Source organism: Streptomyces sp. NPDC005408, assembly GCF_040606445.1.
GTDB lineage: Bacteria > Actinomycetota > Actinomycetes > Streptomycetales > Streptomycetaceae > Streptomyces.
Window position 1 is genome coordinate 26,666 of record NZ_JBEXEX010000029.1, and the last position, 19,338, is coordinate 46,003.

At 69.2% G+C, this 19,338-nt stretch carries 16 protein-coding genes and 1 pseudogene; 8 read left to right on the plus strand and 9 right to left on the minus strand.

Annotated features, from left to right (window positions below; genetic code table 11):
- Positions 1–225: 225 nt before the first annotated feature.
- Positions 226–504, plus strand: a pseudogene (locus tag ABZS64_RS24700) (endo alpha-1,4 polygalactosaminidase); the annotation flags it as partial.
- Positions 505–519: 15 nt separating this feature from the next.
- On the opposite strand, the gene ABZS64_RS24705 reads toward ABZS64_RS24700, so the two are convergent.
- The 4 genes from ABZS64_RS24705 to ABZS64_RS24720 form a co-directional block, all read right to left on the minus strand.
- Positions 520–936, minus strand: coding sequence for an ATP-binding protein (locus tag ABZS64_RS24705; RefSeq protein ID WP_355833572.1), 417 nt, complete (start codon positions 934–936; stop codon positions 520–522).
- Between the two features lie 143 nt (positions 937–1,079).
- The gene (gene glgC, locus ABZS64_RS24710; protein ID WP_355833575.1) at positions 1,080–2,297 is read right to left on the minus strand and encodes a glucose-1-phosphate adenylyltransferase; all 1,218 of its coding nucleotides are present in this window, start codon (positions 2,295–2,297) and stop codon (positions 1,080–1,082) included.
- A gap of 28 nt (positions 2,298–2,325) precedes the next feature.
- Positions 2,326–3,489 carry a glycogen synthase gene (gene glgA, locus ABZS64_RS24715; protein ID WP_355833578.1) on the minus strand — a complete coding sequence of 388 codons (1,164 nt, stop codon included), beginning with the start codon at positions 3,487–3,489 and terminating at the stop codon, positions 2,326–2,328.
- 69 nt (positions 3,490–3,558) lie between these two features.
- The gene (locus tag ABZS64_RS24720; RefSeq protein ID WP_355833743.1) at positions 3,559–4,251 is read right to left on the minus strand and encodes a (2Fe-2S)-binding protein; all 693 of its coding nucleotides are present in this window, start codon (positions 4,249–4,251) and stop codon (positions 3,559–3,561) included.
- 222 nt (positions 4,252–4,473) lie between these two features.
- On the opposite strand from ABZS64_RS24720, the gene ABZS64_RS24725 reads away from it, so the two are divergent.
- On the plus strand, positions 4,474–5,571 hold the full coding sequence (locus ABZS64_RS24725) for a DMT family transporter (RefSeq protein ID WP_355833581.1): 1,098 nt from the start codon (positions 4,474–4,476) through the stop codon (positions 5,569–5,571).
- Here the strand turns inward: ABZS64_RS24725 and ABZS64_RS24730 are convergent.
- Together ABZS64_RS24730 and ABZS64_RS24735 are read right to left on the minus strand one after the other, a co-directional pair.
- Positions 5,473–6,648 carry a transglycosylase family protein gene (locus ABZS64_RS24730; RefSeq protein ID WP_355833584.1) on the minus strand — a complete coding sequence of 392 codons (1,176 nt, stop codon included), beginning with the start codon at positions 6,646–6,648 and terminating at the stop codon, positions 5,473–5,475. The two genes, ABZS64_RS24725 and ABZS64_RS24730, sit on opposite strands and share 99 nt — an antisense overlap.
- 90 nt (positions 6,649–6,738) lie before the next feature.
- Positions 6,739–7,998, minus strand: a complete 1,260-nt coding sequence (locus ABZS64_RS24735) for an ROK family transcriptional regulator (RefSeq protein ID WP_355833587.1) — start codon at positions 7,996–7,998, stop codon at positions 6,739–6,741.
- Between the two features lie 142 nt (positions 7,999–8,140).
- Here ABZS64_RS24735 and ABZS64_RS24740 point away from each other — a divergent pair, with 142 nt between their 5' ends.
- From ABZS64_RS24740 to ABZS64_RS24755, 4 genes are read left to right on the plus strand one after another with little or no spacing between them, the layout of a single operon-like run.
- Entirely contained in the window at positions 8,141–9,454 is a 1,314-nt protein-coding gene (locus ABZS64_RS24740) for a sugar ABC transporter substrate-binding protein (RefSeq protein ID WP_355833590.1), read from the plus strand.
- Between the two features lie 10 nt (positions 9,455–9,464).
- Entirely contained in the window at positions 9,465–10,469 is a 1,005-nt protein-coding gene (locus ABZS64_RS24745; protein WP_355833593.1) for a sugar ABC transporter permease, read from the plus strand.
- Entirely contained in the window at positions 10,462–11,325 is an 864-nt protein-coding gene (locus ABZS64_RS24750) for a carbohydrate ABC transporter permease (protein WP_355833596.1), read from the plus strand. The genes ABZS64_RS24745 and ABZS64_RS24750 overlap by 8 nt, the downstream gene beginning before the upstream one ends.
- 29 nt (positions 11,326–11,354) lie before the next feature.
- Complete coding sequence (locus tag ABZS64_RS24755; RefSeq protein WP_355833599.1) at positions 11,355–12,710, plus strand: GH1 family beta-glucosidase; 1,356 nt, start codon at positions 11,355–11,357, stop codon at positions 12,708–12,710.
- Here ABZS64_RS24755 and ABZS64_RS24760 read toward each other — a convergent pair.
- Positions 12,670–13,770 (minus strand): aldo/keto reductase, encoded by a 1,101-nt coding sequence (locus ABZS64_RS24760; protein WP_355833602.1) that lies wholly within the window; start codon positions 13,768–13,770, stop codon positions 12,670–12,672. The genes ABZS64_RS24755 and ABZS64_RS24760 overlap by 41 nt on opposite strands.
- Positions 13,771–13,857: 87 nt before the next feature.
- Here ABZS64_RS24760 and ABZS64_RS24765 point away from each other — a divergent pair, with 87 nt between their 5' ends.
- The gene (locus ABZS64_RS24765; protein WP_355833605.1) at positions 13,858–15,591 is read left to right on the plus strand and encodes an ABC transporter ATP-binding protein; all 1,734 of its coding nucleotides are present in this window, start codon (positions 13,858–13,860) and stop codon (positions 15,589–15,591) included.
- Entirely contained in the window at positions 15,588–17,438 is a 1,851-nt protein-coding gene (locus ABZS64_RS24770; protein WP_355833608.1) for an ABC transporter ATP-binding protein, read from the plus strand. The genes ABZS64_RS24765 and ABZS64_RS24770 overlap by 4 nt, the downstream gene beginning before the upstream one ends.
- Here ABZS64_RS24770 and ABZS64_RS24775 read toward each other — a convergent pair.
- Complete coding sequence (locus tag ABZS64_RS24775; RefSeq protein WP_355833611.1) at positions 17,415–18,824, minus strand: condensation domain-containing protein; 1,410 nt, start codon at positions 18,822–18,824, stop codon at positions 17,415–17,417. The two genes, ABZS64_RS24770 and ABZS64_RS24775, sit on opposite strands and share 24 nt — an antisense overlap.
- Entirely contained in the window at positions 18,817–19,287 is a 471-nt protein-coding gene (locus ABZS64_RS24780) for a cupin domain-containing protein (RefSeq protein WP_355833614.1), read from the minus strand. The genes ABZS64_RS24775 and ABZS64_RS24780 overlap by 8 nt, the downstream gene beginning before the upstream one ends.
- Positions 19,288–19,338 lie beyond the last annotated feature (51 nt).

Sequence of the window (19,338 nt, forward strand, 5' to 3'; positions counted from 1 at the left end):
CGGGTGGCCGAATCCCACCCCGCCGTCGCCCCCGCCGGCTGGCAGGTCCTCGTTGCGTCCGCGTCCCTCCTCTACGGCGTCGTGGTCAACGTCGACGACGGTCCCGCCGCCGCCCCCGACCCGGCGTTCGCCGACGCCGCCCGCGAGCTGCGGGCGGCCGGTGTGCGGGTGCTCGGGTACGTGGACACCGACTACGGGCCGCGGCCGGGCCGTCGCGCGCGAGGCATGATCGCCCGCCTCGCCCATGATCGCGGCATGTCCGTGGGACTCAAGAACGACCTGCCCCAAGTCGCCCAGCTGGTAGGGGACTTCGACTTCGCGGTGAACGAGGAGTGCGCCCAGTACGACGACTGCGCGGCCCTGACGCCCTTGGTGAAGGCCGGGAAGGCGGTCTTCCATGTCGAGTACGCGCTGCCGGTCGACAAGTTCTGCGAGCGGGCCCGCAAGCTGGGGCTCAGCTCCATGCGCAAGAAGCTCGATCTGGGGGTGTGGCGGCAGCCGTGCCGAGGGGGGCTCTCTTCAGGACGCGGCGAGCACCGCCTGTACGGTCTTGCCGCCCCCGGGCCCGCCCCGTACCGCGAAGTGCTGCGCGAGCTCGCGCACCATCACGATGCCCCGCCCGCCCTCGTCCGTGTCCAGCGGCGAGCACAGCCGCGGGTGGACCGGACTGGCGTCCTCCACCTCGACGGTGACCAGCCCCGGGTTGACGTGCAGCCGCAGCCGGCAACTGCTGCGGCCGTGCCGGGTGGCGTTGGTGACCAGCTCGGACACGACCAGGGTCGCGTCCTCCACCTGGTCACCGGACACCACTTCGCCGCAGCCCCGGGTGAGATACACCGTTGTCAGATGCCGTGCCCAGCGGGCGGACGTCTCCGCCTGCGGCAGGAGATACGTCGCGCATGCGGCGCGCCGACGTGAGCGCCTGTGCGCACGCATGTCATCACTCCTTTTCCGATCGAAACCAGCCAGGAAAACCGAGTGGGGCGGTCGTTGGCGGTCGAAGCGCAACGACAGGCCCCTCACCCCTCTGATTCCCGTACGGCGTGATCGGCAATCGGCCATGCCGCCGCAATACGGACTCAGAGCACCGGCTGCCCCTTGCCGAGCGCGATGACTCCGTTCTTGGAAACGGTGTAGAGCTCCTGGTCACGCTCGGGATTGACGCCGATCGTGGCGCCGGGAGGGACATCGACGTTCTTGTCGAGAATCGAGCCGCGCACCACCGCTCCCCGACCGATGCGAACGTTGTCGTGGAGGACCGAGCCCTGCACCACCGCTCCCTCCCCCACCGTCACACCGGGCGAGAGGACGGAGCGGGTGACCTGTCCGCGCACAATGCAGCCGGGGCTGACGACGGACTCGCTCGCGATGCCCGCGCCGATGAAACGGGCCGGCGGCAGCTGGCCGGAGTGGGTGTAGATGGGCCAGCGGCGGTTGTCGAGATCGAAGGCAGGGCGGTCCGAGATCAGATCCATATGCGCTTCGTAGTACGTGTCGAGCGTGCCCACATCGCGCCAGTAGCCATGCTCCCGCGCGCTCTCGCCGGGCACATGGTTCTCATTGAAGTCATAGAGCTGCGCCACACCCCGCTCGGTGAGCATCGGCAGTATCGAACCACCCATGTCATGAACGGAGTGCTGGTCCTCCGCGTCCCGGTGGAGCGCGTCGACGAGGATCTTGGTGGTGAAGAGATAGTTGCCCATGGAGGCGAAGACCCTGCCGGGGTCGCCGGGCAGTCCGGGCGGGTCGGTGGGCTTCTCCAGGAACCTCTCGACCCGGGCGCCGTCGGACGCGGGGGTGATGATCCCGAACGAGGACGCTTCGGCGCGCGGCACCTTGATCCCGGCGACGGTGACACCGGCACCGCCCTCGATGTGCTGCTTGAGCATCTGCCGCGGGTCCATCCGGTACACGTGGTCCGCGCCGAACACCGCGATGTAGTCCGGCCGTTCGTCGTTGACGAGGTTCAGCGACTGCAGGATCGCGTCCGCGCTGCCCAGATACCAGCGGCGGCCGAGCCGCTGCTGCGCCGGGACGGGTGTGACGTAGTTGCCGAGCAGACTCGACATCCGCCAGGTGGTGGTCACATGACGGTCCAGCGAGTGCGATTTGTACTGGGTGAGCACACAGATCCGCAGGATGTCGCCGTTGACCAGGCTGGAGAGCACGAAGTCGACGAGCCGGTACATGCCGCCGAAGGTCACCGCAGGTTTCGCGCGGTCGGCGGTGAGCGGCATCAGCCGCTTGCCCTCCCCGCCGGCGAGTACGATTCCGAGCACCGAAGGTCCACCGCGCATCGCAGCCCCTCTCTGCCTGCCGTGCGTGCTATGCCTGCTTGAGCAACTCCTCGTACACCTCGTACGTGCGCCGGGCCACCTGGTCCCAGCCGAACTCCCGTACCGCGCGCTCCCGTCCGGCGGCGCCCATCCTGGCGGCCTCGCCGGCGTCGTCGATGATCCGGTTCACCGACTGGGTGAGACCCGACTCGAAGGCTTCGGGATGAGCGGCGTCGTACGGCACGAGCAGTCCCGTGCGTCCGTCGTCCACGACCTCGGGGATGCCGCCGACCGCGGACGCGACGACGGCCGTGCCGCAGGCCATGGCCTCCAGATTGACGATGCCCAGCGGCTCGTACACGGACGGGCAGATGAACACCGCCGCGTGGCTGAGGAGTTGGATGACCTGGGGCCGCGGCAGCATCTCGGGGATCCAGTGCACCCCGTCCCGTACCCGCTCCAGCTCCCCGACGAGCTCCCGGAATTCACGGCCGATCTCCGGCGTGTCCGGGGCGCCCGCGCAGAGCACCAGCTGGGTGTCCGGGTCGAAGGAGCGGGCGGCGCGGAGCAGATGCGGAACGCCCTTCTGGCGCGTGATGCGCCCGACGAAGAGGGCGAAGGGACGGTCCGGGTCGAGGCCGATGCGCTCCAGGGCGTCGGTGTCGTCGTCGGGGCGGTACATACGGGTGTCGATGCCGTTGTGGACGACGCGCACCCGGTCCGGGTCGAGGGCCGGATAGCAGGCGAGGATGTCGGCGCGCATGCCGCGGGACACGGCGATCACGGCGTCCGCGGCCTCTATCGCGGTGCGCTCGGCCCAGCTGGACAATGCATAGCCGCCGCCGAGCTGTTCGGCCTTCCACGGGCGCAGCGGCTCCAGCGAATGGGCGGTCATCACATGCGGGACGCCGTAGAGCAGCTTGGCGAGATGGCCCGCAAGGTTGGCGTACCAGGTGTGGGAGTGGACCAGTTCGCGGCCCTGCAGCTCGGCGGCCATCGCCAGATCGACGGAGAAGGTGCGCAGGGCGTCGTTGGCGTTCTCGAGTCCCGCAAGGGCCCCGTGGCGCAGCACGCCTTCGGCCTCACCCTCGCCCCAGCAGTGCACTTCCAGATCGGCCAGGGTTCTCAACTCCCGGGCCAGGAACTCCACATGGACCCCGGCGCCCCCGTAGACGTCCGGCGGATACTCGCGCGTGAGCAGTCCCACCTTCACCTGATGATGGTCACTCACATAGGGCGTGCGGGGAAGAGCACGGTCAGGATCACTCCGCTTCTCTCACCGTCACCGCGCCGAGCGTGGTTGCGGGGGACGGTCGAAGACGCAGTCGCCGCAGAGCCCGCCGCCGGGACAGCGGTAATAGAGGCAGCAGGTTCGGCGCCTCATGGCGGGACCTTCGACGGTGCCGGACAGATCGGGGTGGGCGAAGAGCTCGGCGGCGAGCGCCGATGCCCGCTCGGCGACGTCGGTCCGGCCGCCGAGCCGGGCCCAGGCACGCAGTGCGCGGACGGCTCCGGCGAGGGCTGAGCCGGCGTTGCCCCACAGCAGCTGCCGCGAGATGCGGGTGTCGGCGGTGAGGAGATCGGCGAGCGGTACGAGATGGCCGTACTGCACCGCTTCGCGGACCGTGGCCGCGGTGGCGGGCACGGTGCGCGTGGCGGTCAGACAGAGATCGTCGGGGGCGCTGCGCCTCGGGTCCCAGTGCAGCCGGGCGGGGTCGAGATCGGGCAGCTCGCCGTGCAGCGCGGCACAGCCGAGGGCGACCGACCACAGGCGTGCGGCGAACCCCTGGTGCGCGATGGAGGCCGCGACCCGCCGCTCGGGGGTGTGCAGCCGGGCGGCGACCGTGTCGACCCGGGCCGTGAGCGGGGCGGTCTCGCCCGCGTAGAGCCGAGCCAGTGGCATATGCCCCTCGCCAGGCGTGCCGGTCCGCAGGCCGAACAAGCCGCCCACGGCCCCCACCTCGTCGAGATCCACACCCACGCTTCCGTACCCCGCTGTCAGCTTGCTGTCAGGCCTGTCGCCGTCCCTGTCCGCATGCGCAACGGTAGCGATAGCGTCGATCGTCCCCACCCGCGCTGACCTGCTCGCCCGCCGCAAGGGGGACTTTTGACCTAGGCTCGTACTACGTCGGCAGTACGTCCAAGTGCCTGCTCAAGGACGACGACGCGAACGCTGAAGAGGGAGATCGTGGTCTCTATGAGTTCCCTCGCGCTGGCCGTGGTGCTGTCACTGGTCTCCGCGGTCGCATATGCGGCCGGGGCGATCACGCAGGAGCATGTCGCTGCCTCCACCTCGGCCCGGCCGTACGCCCCGCTGCACCACGCCGCGTGGTGGGTCGCCGTCGCCCTCAACGGCCTCGGCGCCGTACTCCACGTCGTGGCACTGGCGTACGGGCCGCTGAGCCTGGTCCAGCCGCTCGGCGCGCTGACGATCGTCTTCGCCCTGCCGATGGCCGCGCTGTTCGTACGGCGCAGGGCGGGCAGGGCCGCCTGGCGCGGCGCGATCCTGACCACGGCCGGGCTCGCCGGGCTGCTGGCGCTGACCGGCACATCCGTTTCCCACTCGCTGGACGGCGGGCAGCGCGGGGTGCTGGCCGCCGCGACCTTCGGCGGTGTGGCGCTGCTCTTCCTGGCCGCCCAGACCGTGAACCGGCCGATCATCCGCAGTGTGCTGCTCGCCGCCGCGGCGGGTGTGGCCTTCGGTATCGCCTCGGTGTTCACCAAGACCGTCGCGGTGGACTGGTCGTGGTCGGAGCCGCTGGACCAGTGGCCGAGCCTGCTGGTGATCGCCGTTCTGGCCTGCGGCGGACTGCTGCTCTCCCAGTCCTCGTACCACGGCGCGGGCCTCGCGGCCCCGCTGGCGACGGTCACGGTCGTCAACCCGGTGGTGGCTGCCGCTGTCGGCATCACGATGTTCGGCGAGACGTTCCGGTACGGCGTGCCGGGAACCGTGTTCGCGCTCGGCTTCGGGGTCGTGGCGGCGGGCGGGCTGATCCTGCTGACAACGGAGCGGATCAAGGCGACGCGGACGGAGACGAAGGCGCCGGTGCGCACGTCCCAGTCGCAGGCGCACATGTCGGAGCCGGCGGGGCGCACGTCGGATTCGGCGCCCTCGCGACAGCAGGTGCGCCGCTCGGCGCCGCGGATTCTCCACGCGGATACGCAGGCGCGGCCCTCGGACCGGCAGGTGCTGTCCTCAGACCTGGACGCCGCCCGACCTGAGGTAGGCGAGGGGATCGATGTCGGACCCGTAGCCGGGCCCTGTACGCACTTCGAAATGGAGATGCGGCCCTGAGGTGTTGCCGGTCGAGCCCGAGCGTGCGATCCGCTGACCGCTGCTGACCTGCTGGCCGGAGCGCACGTTGAGCGCCGAGAGATGCGCGTACTGGCTGTACTTGCCGTCCGCGTGCCGGACTACGACCTGATAGCCGTACGCACCGCCCCAGCCGGCCGATACGACGCGGCCGGAGGCGACGGCCTTCACCGAGGTGCCCGTGGGGACGGGGAAGTCGACACCGGTGTGGTAGCCGCTGGCCCAGGAGGAACCGGGCTTGCCGTAGGGGGTGCCGATGCTCGCCTCCACGGGGGCGCTGAATCCGCTCCGGTGCGCGGGCTTGGTCGCGTGGGCCTGCTTGGGCGTCTGCTGTTTCGGGTGGGCCTTCGGCTTGGGCTGGGCCTTCGGCTTCGGTGCCTGCTGTTTCGGCCGGGCTTTCGGCTTCTGCCCGGCCGGTGCCTCCATGCGGAGGATCAGCTTCTGGCCCGGGTGGATCAGGTCGGGGTCGCTGCCGATGACGGTGCGGTTCTGCGCGTACAGGCGCTGCCAGCCGCCGCCGACGTCCTCGGAATCCGCGATCTTGGAGAGTGAGTCGCCGCGGGCCACGGTGTAGCCCTCGCGATGCGTGGGCACGGTGGTCGGGGTGGCCCTCTTCGGTGCGGTCTTGCGCTCACTGTGCGCCTGTAACCCCCTGGCCGGTGCGATGTCGGGGGCGTCACCGCCACGGGTGAGACCGGCGCGGGCCGAGCAGACGGGCCAGGCCTTCGGCCCCTGCCCCTTGAGCACCTTCTCGGCGACGGCTATCTGCTGGTCCTTGCTGGCGAGATCCGCGCGCGGGGCATAGTGCCTGCCGCCGTACGCCTCCCAGGTGGACTGAGTGAACTGCAGTCCGCCGTAGTAGCCGTTGCCGGTGTTGATCTTCCAGTTGTTCGTGGACTCGCAGCCCGCGACCTTCTCCCAGACGTCCACGGAGGCCGCATGGGCCGTGCCCGCGCCGATGAGCGGCAGGGCCATGCCCGCACCGCCCGCGGTGACGGTGAGGGAAGCACGGTTGATACGGCTCGGCTGGTATCGGCGGTGCCGACCGGTTGTGCCCATGGTGAGACTCCCCCACTGCCATGTAGGTCAGGCATGCAGTCACGTCACAAGCGGTCAACTTAGGTGCTTGGCCCGGACCATGACAAGGGTTCAGGCCCGGCGCACTGGGGCCGGGCGGCTGCCGCCGCGCGCCAGGAAGTCGGCGAGCGGAAGCGTCGCCGCGCCGACGGTGACCGCGTCCGGGCCGAGCTGTCCCAGCTCGATGGTGGTGCGGTCGGCGGCGTGCCGCAGGGCGTACTCCCCCGCGTATCGGCGCACTTCGGGGAGCAAGTGCGGGCCGATGAGGAGTCCGGCCCACCCGCCGATGAGGATCCGTTCGGGGCGGAAGAGGTTGATCAGGTCGGCGACGGCCGCGCCCAGGTACTCGGCGGTGTCGTCGAGGAGGGAGAGGGCCACCGGGTCGGGCTCGGGGCCGTCCTCGCCGGGGAAGGCCGCGGCCAGCAGAGCGGCGAGCGCGGTCTCGTCGTCGGCGTCGGCGGGGAGCGGTCCGCCGTCCTCCTGCCACCGTTCGCGCAGCGCTTCGGCCCCGGCGTATGCCTCCAGGCAGCCCAGCGAGCCGCAGCGGCAGCGGCGTCCCCGGATCCGTACCGTCGTATGACCCCATTCGAGGGCACTGCTGCGGGCGTTCTCGTCGGGGGTGGCGGCATGCACGACGCAGGCGCCGACTCCCGAGCCGATGAGGGCGACGGCGGCCTCGCGGGAGCCGCGCCCGCCGCCGAACCACATCTCGGCCTGGCCCAGTGTCTTGGCACCGTTGTCGATGAACAGTGGGACTTCCGGGGGCAGTTCGACGGCGTCCCGCAGCAGCTTCTCGAACGGCACGGCGCTCCAGCCGATCGTCTGGCCGTGCACGATCGCGCCGTCCGGGGCGTTCTGCTCGATGATGCCGGGGACCCCGATTCCGATGCCGAGGAGCCTTTCCGCGTCGGCGTCCGCCTCGCGCAGGACGTCGGCGACGCCCGTGCGGACATGGGCGACGACGCGCTCGACGTCGTAACCGTGCTGGGCCAACAGGCGTTCGGTGCGGGCCAGTTCGGTGAGGGAGAGGTCGAAGAGCTCGACACGTACGCGGGTCTCGCCGATGTCGATGCCGATGAGCAGGCCGCTCGTGGGACTGACGCGGAGCAGGGTGCGCGGGCGGCCGCCGTCGGAGTCGACCACTCCGGCTTCTTCGAGCACTCCTTCGGCCACCAGCTCCGAGACGACGTTGCTGATGGAACCTGAACTCAGCCCGGTGGCCGGTCCGAGCTCCTGGCGGCTCAACGGGCCCTCGAAATACAACCGTTGCAGAACCCGGGCACGGTTGCCTCGCCGCAGGTCACGTACGGTCCGTCTGGTGCGCTCCGCCATGGTGCTCCTTCCCTGGACGCAACATACCCCGGTCGCAGACCTTGACGCGACCTTCTCTCACCTCTTAAATCACGATCTAAATTAAGTCATGGAGGCCGTTCGGGAACCGAACGCAGCCACCCCCGGAAAGGGGCCACCTCTCATGCGCACGATCAGAGCCGCAGCAGCCGTAGCCGTCGTCACCGCGCTCGCCGCCGTCACCGGATGCGGGGGCGGCACCTCCACCGACGGGGGCGGCAGCAATGACTCGCCCAAGACGCTCACCTACTGGGCCTCCAATCAGGGCCCCAACGTCGAGGCCGACAAGAAGATCCTCACACCCGAACTGGAGAAGTTCGAGAAGCAGACGGGCATCAAGGTCAAGCTCGAAGTCATACCCTGGTCCGATCTGCTCAACCGGATCCTGGCAGCCACCACCTCAGGACAGGGCCCCGATGTCCTGAACATAGGCAACACCTGGTCGGCCTCCCTCCAGGCGACCGGCGCCCTGCTGCCCTGGGACCAGAAGAACTTCGACGCGATCGGCGGACGGGACCGCTTCGTCGGTTCGGCGGTCGCATCGGCCGGTGCCGAGGGCAAGGACCCGGCGGCCGTTCCCCTGTACTCCCTCGCGTACGCGCTCTACTACAACAAGAGGATGTTCGCCGAGGCCGGGATCGCGCAGCCGCCGGCCACCTGGGACCAGCTGGTCACCGACGGCAAGAAGCTCTCGAAGAACGGTAAGTGGGCGCTGGGGGCCGAGGGCGGGAACCTCGCCAACAACATCCACCAGGTCTTCGTCCTCGGCCAGCAGCACGGCGCGGACTTCTTCGACTCCTCGGCCAAGCCCACCTTCACCTCGGACGGCACCGTGGCCGCGGTGAAGCAGTACGTCGACTTCATGGCCAAGGACAAGATCGTCGCCCCGGGCAACGCGGAGTACGCCCAGAACCAGTCGCTCCAGGACTTCGCACGCGGCAAGACCGCGATGGTGCTGTGGCAGGCCGCCGCATCCACCTTCGCGGCCCAGGGCATGAAGCCCGCCGACTGGGGCGTCGCTCCCGTACCGGTCCCGGCGGGTGCTCCCGGCACCGGCAAGAACACCAACTCCATGGTCGCCGGCATCAATATGGCCGTCTTCAAGAACACCAAGAACATCGACGGCGCCAAGAAGTTCGTGAAGTTCATGACGAGCGACGCCGAGCAGAAGCTGCTCAACAAGACGTACGGATCGATCCCGCCCGTCAAGGCGGCGCAGCAGGACCCGGCCTTCTCCGCCCCCGAACTGAAGGTGCTGCGCGACACGCTGGCCACCAGCGCCGCGCCACTGCCGCAGGTGCCCACCGAGTCGCAGTTCGAGACGACCGTCGGCACCGCGGTCAAGGACCTGTGGGCCGATGCAGCGGCCGGACGGCCCGTGACGACCGAGTCCGTCAAGGCACGCCTGGCCAAGGCCGAGCAGCTGATGCAGCAGTGAGGCTCTCCTGATGACCGCCACCGTGACCGAAGGCCGCACGGAGTCGGTGGGCAGCGGCGAGAGCGTGGGCAAGGGGCAGGCGCGCGGCAGACTGCCGCGCATCCCCGACCGGGTCCGCCGCGGCGGCCTGCCCTATCTCCTGCTGCTCCCCGCCGTCGTGCTCGAACTGCTCGTCCATCTGATCCCGATGGTCATGGGCATCGTGATGAGCTTCCGTCAGCTCACACAGTTCTACATACGCAACTGGGGCGAGGCCCCGTGGGCCGCGCTCGACAACTACAAGGTCGCCGTCGACTTCGACGCCCCGATCGGCGAGGCCCTGCTCCACTCCTTCTTCGTCACCTGCCTGTTCACCGTCCTCGCCGTCGGCCTGTCCTGGCTGTTCGGCGTGGCAGCGGCGATCATGATGCAGGAGAACTTCCGCGGCCGGGGACTGCTGCGGGCCGTGTTCCTCACTCCGTACGCACTGCCGGTGTACGCGGCCGTCATCACCTGGGCCTTCATGTTCCAGCGCGACAACGGCATGATCAATCACGTACTGCACGACCAACTCGGCCTCACCGACCAGCCGTCCTTCTGGCTGATCGGTGACAACAGCTTCATCGCGCTGGTCGTGGTGGCCGTCTGGAAGTCGTGGCCGTTCGCCTTCCTCATCCTCATGGCAGGGCTGCAGAACATCCCGCGCGAGCTGTACGAGGCGGCGGCGATCGACGGCGCGGGCATCTGGCAGGAGATCCGCAAGATCACCCTGCCGTCGCTGCGCCCGGTCAACCAGGTGCTGGTGCTCGTGCTGTTCCTGTGGACCTTCAACGATTTCAACACGCCGTATGTGCTGTTCGGCAGGGCCGCGCCGGAGGCCGCCGACCTGATCTCGATCCACATCTACCAGTCGTCGTTCGTCACCTGGAACTTCGGTTCGGGCTCGGCGATGTCCGTACTGCTGCTGCTCTTCCTGCTGGTGGTCACGGCCGTCTATCTGCTTCTGACCTCTCGAGGAAGGAGGGCCGATGCCTAGGACGGCCGTCTCACCCAGTGCACCGCCGCGGTCCTTCGTCTGGACGCGCCGTATCGTCCTGAGCTTCCTGACGGCATTCGCCCTGCTGCCCGTCTATGTGATGCTCAGCAGTTCGCTCAAGCCGCTCCAGGACGTGTCGGGGAAGTTCCGGTGGATCCCCTCCGGGCTCACGATCCGTCCGTACATCGACATCTGGCACACCGTGCCGCTCGCCCGCTACTTCCTCAACTCGCTGATCGTGGCGGGTGCGGCGACCGTGCTGTCCGTGGTGATCGCGGTGTTCGCCGCCTATGCGGTGAGCCGCTACCGCTTCCGCGGGAAGCGGGTCTTCACCGTCACGGTGCTCTCCACGCAGATGTTCCCCGGGATTCTCTTCCTGCTCCCGCTGTTCCTGATCTTCGTCAATGTCGGGAACAGCACCGGAATCGCTCTCTACGGCTCGCGCGGCGGGCTGATCCTCACCTATCTGACGTTCTCGCTGCCCTTCTCCATCTGGATGCTGATCGGCTACTTCGACTCGATCCCTCGGGATCTGGACGAGGCCGCGATGGTGGACGGCTGCGGGGCACTCGGCGCGCTCTTCCGGGTCGTCGTTCCGGCCGCTGTCCCCGGCATCGTCGCCGTGGCCGTATACGCGTTCATGACGGCCTGGGGCGAAGTCCTGTTCGCCTCCGTCATGACGAACGACACCACCCGCACGCTCTCCGTCGGGCTCAAGGGCTACGCCACCCAGAACGACGTCTACTGGAACCAGGTCATGGCCGCGTCGCTCGTCGTCAGCGTGCCCGTCGTCGCCGGGTTCCTTCTGCTCCAGCGCTATCTCGTCGCCGGCCTCACCGCGGGCGCAGTCAAGTGACGCACGTGTCCCCTTCAGAAAGGCAGTCCGTGAACGACCTCAACGCCCTTCCAGCAGACTTCACTTGGGGCGCCGCCACCGCCGCGTACCAGATCGAGGGCGCCGCGGCCGAGGACGGCCGCTCCCTGTCGATCTGGGACACCTTCTCCCACACCCCGGGAGCGGTGGACAACGGCGACACCGGCGATGTGGCCTGCGACCACTACCACCGCTGGCCCGAGGACATCGCACTGATGAAGCAACTCGGCCTCGGCGCCTACCGGTTCTCGATCGCCTGGCCACGGGTGGTGCCGGGCGGCGACGGACCGGTGAACGGGCCGGGTCTGGACTTCTACGACCGGCTGGTGGACGGCCTGCTGGACGCGGGCATCACGCCCTTCGCGACGCTCTACCACTGGGACCTGCCACAGGCACTCCAGGACCGGGGCGGCTGGCCGTCCCGGGAAACCGCCGAGCACTTCGCGGCATACGCCTCCGCCGTCGCCGAGCGCCTCGGCGACCGGGTCAAGGACTGGGCGACCCTCAACGAACCGCTCTGCTCAGCCTGGATCGGCCACCTGGAGGGCCGGATGGCGCCGGGCCTCACCGATCTCCGGGCCGCCGTGCACGCCTCGTACCATCTGCACCTCGGACACGGCCTGGCCGTCCAGGCCATCCGCGCTGCCTCGTCCGACGCGCGCGTCGGCATCGTCAACAACCTCAGCCCGATCGAACCTGCAACCGACCGCCCGGAGGACCACGCCGCCGCAGCCCGGGCGGACGGCCACACCAACCGCTGGTGGCTGGACCCGATCCACGGCCGCGGCTATCCGCAGGACATGCTCGACCTGTACGGCGTCGAACTGCCCGAGCGGACGGGTGACTTGAAGACGATCGCGGCGCCACTGGACTGGCTCGGCCTGAACTACTACTTCCGCCAGATCGTTACTGCCGACCTCACCGGTTCGGTGCCGTACGCCAAACAGATCTACCTGCCGGGCGCCCGCCACACAGCCATGGACTGGGAGGTCCACGCGGACGGCCTGGAACAACTCCTCCTGCGCCTGACCGAGGAGTACGGGGCGGAGCGCATCTACGTCACCGAGAACGGCTCGGCCTACCCGGACGTGGTCCGCGCGGACGGCACGATCGACGACCCGGAGCGGACGCGGTACCTGGAAGAACATCTGGCGGCCTGCGGCCGTGCCGCCCGCCAAGGGGCCCCGGTCGCCGGGTATTTCGCCTGGTCGCTGATGGACAACTTCGAGTGGGCGTACGGCTACGACAAGCGCTTCGGCCTGGTGCACGTGGACTACGCGACGCAACGCCGCACGATCAAGGGAAGCGGGTACCGGTACGCGGACATCATCCGGGCGGCGGGGAGGAGGGGGCGGAGGGCGGCGTGATCGGGGCCGCGGCGACGCGCCGAGGCGTCGTCGCCGCGTAGTCCTCCTCGCGGCCCGCCGAGATCGAGCGCACGTCGGGGTAGCGGACGCCTGCCACTTGGTCGGCGATCCGGTCCAGCAGGCTCAGTGCTTCCTCGCTGAGGGTGATGCGCAGCGCGCGGGTGTTCTCCTCCACCCTGGTCCGCTTGCGGGTGCCCGGGATCGGGACCACCGTCAGTCCGTGGACGCGCGCCTGCTGGTGTACCCACGCCAGGGCGATCTGGGCCGGTGTCGCCGAGTGTTCGGCGGCCACGGCGCGCAGGGGCTCCAGCAGCTCGGCGTTGGCCGCGGCGTTGTCCCCCGTGAAGCGGGGAAGGGCGCCGCGCAGGTCACCGGCGGTGAGGTCCTTGTGGGCGTTCGTGAAGGAGCCGGACAGGAAGCTTCGGCTGAGGGGCGAGTACGGCACGAACGCGACACCCAGTTCACGTGCGGCCGGTACCACCGTCTTCTCGACATCCCTGCTGAACAGGGACCATTCGGACTGGACGGCCGTGATGGGGTGCACCCGGTGCGCGGCCCTGAGTTCGGCGCCGGTGACCTCGCTCAGCCCCAGGTGCCGCACCTTGCCCTCGACGACGAGTTCCGCCATGGCGCCGACCGTCTCCTCGATCGGGACGGTCAGATCACGCCGGTGCATGTAGTAGAGATCCACGTGGTCGGCCTCGAGGCGCTTCAGGCTCGCCTCGATGGATCGGCGGATGTAGGCGCGGTCGTTGTGGATCGTGCGCCTGGTCGGGTCGTGGGGGTCCACGGCGATGCCGAACTTGGTGGCCAGGACGATCTGTTCGCGGTGTGCCCGGACGAACGCTGCGAGGAACCGTTCATTGTCCCCGGAGCCGTACATGTCTGCGGTGTCGAAATGGGTGACCCCCAGCTCCAGAGCGCGCTCGAGAGCAGCCCGGGCTTCCGTCCCGTCGGTGGGGCCATAGGCGAAGCTGATGCCCATGCAGCCCAGTCCCTGGGCCCCGACTTCCGGGCCCTCGGTGCCGAGCCGCACGACGGGTATCTGCTCGCTTGTCATCTGGTTTACCTCTCCTCTTGCTGATTTCGCAGCACTGAAACATTCGCTCGCTTCCCTGGAGAAGTCCTGATCCCTAGGGTCGGCGCTATGGTGTTCCGACTTCTGCTGAAGCAGCTACGCCCGTACCGGACTTCCGTCATATTGCTGGGATTTCTACAGCTCACACAAGTCATCTGCATGCTCTACCTTCCCGTCCTCAATGCCGAAATCATCAACGGCGGGGTACTGGAGGGCGACTCGAGACACATTCTGAGGATCGGTGTCCCCATGCTTTTGGTGACGCTGATACAGGTCGGCTGCACTGTGTGGGCCATGCGCGTCGGGGCACGCTTGGCCACGGATGTCGGCCGGGACCTGCGGTCCGCGGTCTTCGACCGGGTTCAGGGTCTCGCCACGCTCGACGTCGGCCGGTTCGACGCTTCGTCGCTGATCACCAGGACGGTCAACGACGTCCAGCAAGTGCAGACGCTGGCCATGACGGCCTGCACCGTGGCGGTTTCAGCGCCCCTCATGTGTCTCGGCGCGGCGGTGCTGGCGCTCGGCCAGGACGTGCCGTTGTCGGTGCTTCTGCTGGCCCTGATACCGGTGCTGGTCGCCGTGATCGCATGGATCGTCCGCAGGACCCGGCCATGGTCGCGGCGTCTCCAAGAGGGCATGGACACCGTCAACCGTGTATTGCGAGAACAGATCACCGGAGTTCGGATCGTCCGCGCCTTCGTGAAGGACGACTACGAGCGCGAGCGGTTCGGCCGAGCCAATGACGAAATGACGGTAGTCGCTGAACGGATGGGGGGGCTCACTACTCTCATTCTGCCCACCGTGACAACCGTGGTGAACGCAGCTGCTGTTCCGGTGGTCTGGATCGCGGCACAGCGGATCGACAGTGGCGAGATGCGATTCGGTGCACTCACGGTCTTTCTCAGCTATCTGATGCAGATTCTCACCTCGGTGATGATGCTTTCCGCAATGCTTCTGATGCTGCCTCGCGCCGAAATCTGCGCCGTGCGCATCACGGAGGTCCTGAACACCGAATCGAGCGTCGTGCCCCCGTCGCGTCTCGTGCGGGAGGTCAGGCGCCCCGGGCTCCTCGAACTCCGGGGTGCCGGATTCCGGTACCCGGGCGCGGAAGAGCCCGTACTGCGGGACATCGACCTCGTGGCGGAGCCCGGTTCGACCACGGCTGTCATCGGTTCGACCGCCAGCGGCAAGACTGCCCTGCTTGCGCTGCTCGCCCGGCTGGTCGACGCCACCGAGGGCCGGGTGCTGGTAGGCGGCGAGGACATCCGGCAGCTGACCCCGAAGCGGCTGGCGCGGGCCGTCGGTCTGGTGCCCCAGACGCCCTACCTCTTCTCCGGGACCGTGGCCTCCAATCTGCGCTTCGGGCGGCCCGACGCCACCGACGACGAGCTGTGGCACGCCCTGGAAGTGGCGCAGGCCCGGGACTTCGTCGACGGGACGGAGGGCGGACTCGGCTCGCCGGTCGCCGCCGGAGGCGCCAACCTCTCCGGGGGCCAGCGGCAGCGGCTGGCGATCGCCCGCGCCCTGGTGGCCCGGCCGGAAATCTATCTGTTCGACGCCCCCTTCTCCGCACTCGACCACTCCACCGAGTCCGCCCTGCGTACGGCGCTCGCCGAGGAGACCGCGGGGGCCACGGTCGTCCTCGTCTCGCAACGGGTGAACACGATCCGGGACGCCGAACGCATCGTCGTCCTGGACGGGGGCCGGGTCGTGAGCGTCGGCACGCACGACAACTTGCTGGCCGGCAGCGGGACGTACCGGGAAATCGTGTCCTCCCAGCTCACCGAGGAGCAGGCAGTATGACCCTCACGCGCCACCCGGCCCCGGACACGGAACCGCCCCTGCCCGCCACCGAGGCGGCCAGGGCCGCGGCACCGGTCGTACGGCTGCTCTCGCTCATCCGACCGCAACGCGCCCTGGTCATGGCCATGCTGGTGTGCGGTGTCGCCAGCATCGGACTGGTCGTCGCGGGACCACGGATCCTCGGCCATGCCACCGACGTGCTGTTCGCCGGTCTGCGGGCGGGCGCCGGGGCCGACGGGCGGGCGCTGGCCCGCACCCTGTTCGTCGCGCTCGCGGTCTATCTCGCTTCCGGACTTCTGTGGATCGTCCAGGGCCGGCTGACCACACGGATCATCCAGCGCACCGTGGCCGGGCTGCGGGCACGGGTGGAGGCGAAACTGGGGCGGCTTCCGCTCTCCTACTTCGACCGGTCCAAGCGCGGCGAAGTGCTCAGCCTGACCACGAACGACATCGACAACTTCTCGCAGGCGCTCCAGCAGTCCATGAGCCAGATCGTGAACTCGCTGCTGCTCGTGGCCGGCGTCCTGGCCATGATGTTCTGGCTCTCGCCGCCGCTGGCTCTGATCGCCCTGATCGTCGTGCCGCTGTCGGTGTACGCCTCCCGGGCGATCGGCAAACGGGCGCAGCCAAGGTTCGCCCACCAGTGGAAGGCAACCGGCGAGCTCAACTCCCAGGTCGAGGAGGCCTACACCGGGCACGCCGTCGTCAAGGCCTTCGGCCGGCACGAGGAGTTGGCGGCCGCTTTCCATGAGCAGAACGAGGAGCTGCGCCGGGCCGCGTTCCGGGCCCAGTTCCTCGGCGCCCTCGGCCAGCCTGCCGTGGTGTTCCTGACGAACCTGAACTATGTGCTGATCGCGGTCTGCGGCGGGATCCTGGTGGCGTCGGGTTCCCTGTCCCTCGGAGGAGCGCAGGCGTTCATCCAGTACGCCCGGCAGTACAACGGTCCGCTGACGCAAGTGGCCGCCCTGGCCGCCGTCGTACAGTCGGGGCTGGCCTCCGCGGAGCGGGTGTTCGCGCTGCTCGACGCACCGGAGCAGAGCCCCGAGCCGCAGCTGTCACCGGAGTCGACGGGACGGCTCGGCGGGGCCGTCGCGTTCGAGTCGGTGTCCTTCCAGTACGAGCCGGGCCGACCGCTCATCGAGGACCTGACCTTCACGGCCGAGCGGGGGCAGCGGATCGCGATCGTGGGGCCGACGGGGGCGGGCAAGTCCACGCTGGTCGGGCTGCTGATGCGGTTCTACGAGGTGACGGGCGGGCGCGTCGTTCTCGGCGGCGTGGACATCGCCTCGCTGCCCCGCGAGGAGCTGCGCGCCCGGATCGGCATGGTGCCCCAGGACACCTGGCTCTTCCACGGCACCGTCGCGGAGAACATCGCCTACGGCGCGCCGCGCGGGGCGAGCCGCGAGCAGGTCGAGGAGGCCGCCCGGACCGCATACGCCGACCACTTCATCCGCACGCTGCCGGACGGCTACGACACGCTGCTGGACGACGAGGGCGGCAGGATCAGCGCGGGTGAACGGCAGTTGATCACGATCGCGCGTGCCTTCCTGTCCGATCCGGCGGTCCTGGTCCTCGACGAGGCGACCAGCTCGGTCGACACCCGCACCGAGGTACTGATCCAGAAGGCGGTGGCGCGGCTCAGCCAGGGGCGGACCACCTTCGTCATCGCGCACCGCCTGTCCACTATCCGCGAGTCGGACGTGATCGTGGTCATGGAGGGCGGGGCGATCGTGGAACAGGGCACGCATACGGAGCTGTTGGCGACCGGGGGCGCCTACACGCGCCTGCACGCCGCGCAGTTCAGCCGGCGGACGCCGGCCGGGTCAGCCCACCGCGTCGTGGAGTGAGGTGACCAGGGTGGCCGTCGTACGCAGCAGTTCCTCGGCCTGCGGGTCGGTCAGTACGTTCCGCTCCCACATCAGCCGCAGGGTGACGGAGCCCGGCATGTGGAGTACTCGCAGCACCAGCGGGCGGCCCCGGCGCCTGCTCTCGCCGGGCAGGACGATGTCGCGCGGCAGGTCCGCCACGTCGTTCATCGGGGCGAGCAGGCGCGTGCTGCGGGACATGTCTCCCGCCACTTGCGTGCTTTGGTAGTTGAACCAGGCGTTGCCCACCACCGGGGAGAGCGCGGGCGGCAGGATCCGGTTGCGCAGCTCCTCGACGTGGAGGCGGTCGACGTGGGCGAGCGCGTGGCCGCGCAGCTGCTGCCGGGAGCAGTCCCGCACCACCTCGAAAAGGCCGGGACCGGACCCGTCGAAGCCGTGCACGACGATCGGGGCCCGCATGAAGAGGTTCACGGCGGCCGAGCGCTGGGCCGGGCTCCGCCGGTTCAGGACATGTGCCTCGACCCGTACGGCCGCCGAGCGGGAGATCTCGCCGAGCGCCGAGCCGAAGGCGGCGAGCAGGACCGCGGAGACCGATGTGTCCAGCGTCTCGGCGACCGCGGTGGCCGCCGTCGCCATGCGTTCCGATACGAGAGAGCACGTCGGGAACACGGGGTCGGGCACCCGGCCCGCCGGGCGTACGGGTGAGTTGGCGGACCCGTTCCCCATGAGGTCGTGCAGGATGGTGAACTGCCGTTCCCAGTACGCCAGGGCGCGCTCCAGCCGGCGTACACCCGCTTCGGACTCCTCCCATGCGGTGATGTCGAGCGGCTGCGCCGGTACGTCCGCTCCGAGGATGCCGTCGGCTGCGCCCACGGCACCGGGCCGCACCCCGGACTCGGCCGCGGCCAGGAGCAGGTCCAGCTCCGCTCGGAGCACGCGCAGCCCCCAGTCGTCGATCGCCAGGTGGTCGGCCACCAGACCGACTTCGGTCACCCGGGAGCCGCGGGTGACGAGCACGGCTCGCAGCGGGAACCCGTCCGCGGGCCGGAACGCGGTACGGCGGACCGTGTCGAAGACCTCCCGCGCCCGTGCTTCCGCGACGACCGTGACGTACCCCTCGATCGCTCCCGGGCGGGAATGGCTCACGTGGACCGACTGGTGGCCACGTCCCGTGCCCTCGTAGTGGATGGCGGTCCGCAGCGACTCGTGCCGGGCGACCAGGGTGAGCAGGGCGGTCAGAGCGGCCGGCACGGTGACGGGTTCCTCGGGGACGACGCTGCCGAGCATGTTGTAGACGTGCGAATCCACCAGGTGCAGGTTCTCGTCCTGGCCGATGCGCCAGCCGGCGAGCCAGTCGAGCTGGGGCCGGTTCGTCGCTCCGACGCGTTCCGCCCCGCTCTCAGCCAAGGATCTTCCCGCTGCCCAGCATCAGACCGTCCAGGTAGGGCTCGGACTCCTCGACCACCGTCATGCGCTCGATGGAGTCCACGGGGTGATGGGGTGTGCTGAACGCGATGATCTGCAGGGCGTCGCCTTCCAGCGGTCCGCGCAGACCGTGGGGATATACGGCGGGCACAAAGATGGACTGCCCTGATTCCAGGGGAATTTCCTTGCCGTTGATGTGGATGGCGCCGGTACCGCCCAGCACATAGAGCAGATGGTCGCCCTCGTGGGTGTGCAGCGGGAACGAACTGTGCTCGTCGAGGATGATCCGGTCCACCCCGAGGGTGACCCCCGCCGCGGATATGGCGCGGGCGCCGCTCACACCGGTGATCCCCTCCACCTTGATCCCGTGATCGTCCACCACCTGCTTGCAGTCGGCGCCGGAAAGGTCGACCAGATGAAGGGCGAGGTCGAAAAGGTCGGACATGGGGCTCCTTCGAAAGGCGGCAGGAAGTGGGAGCGGCACGAGGCGAATTCC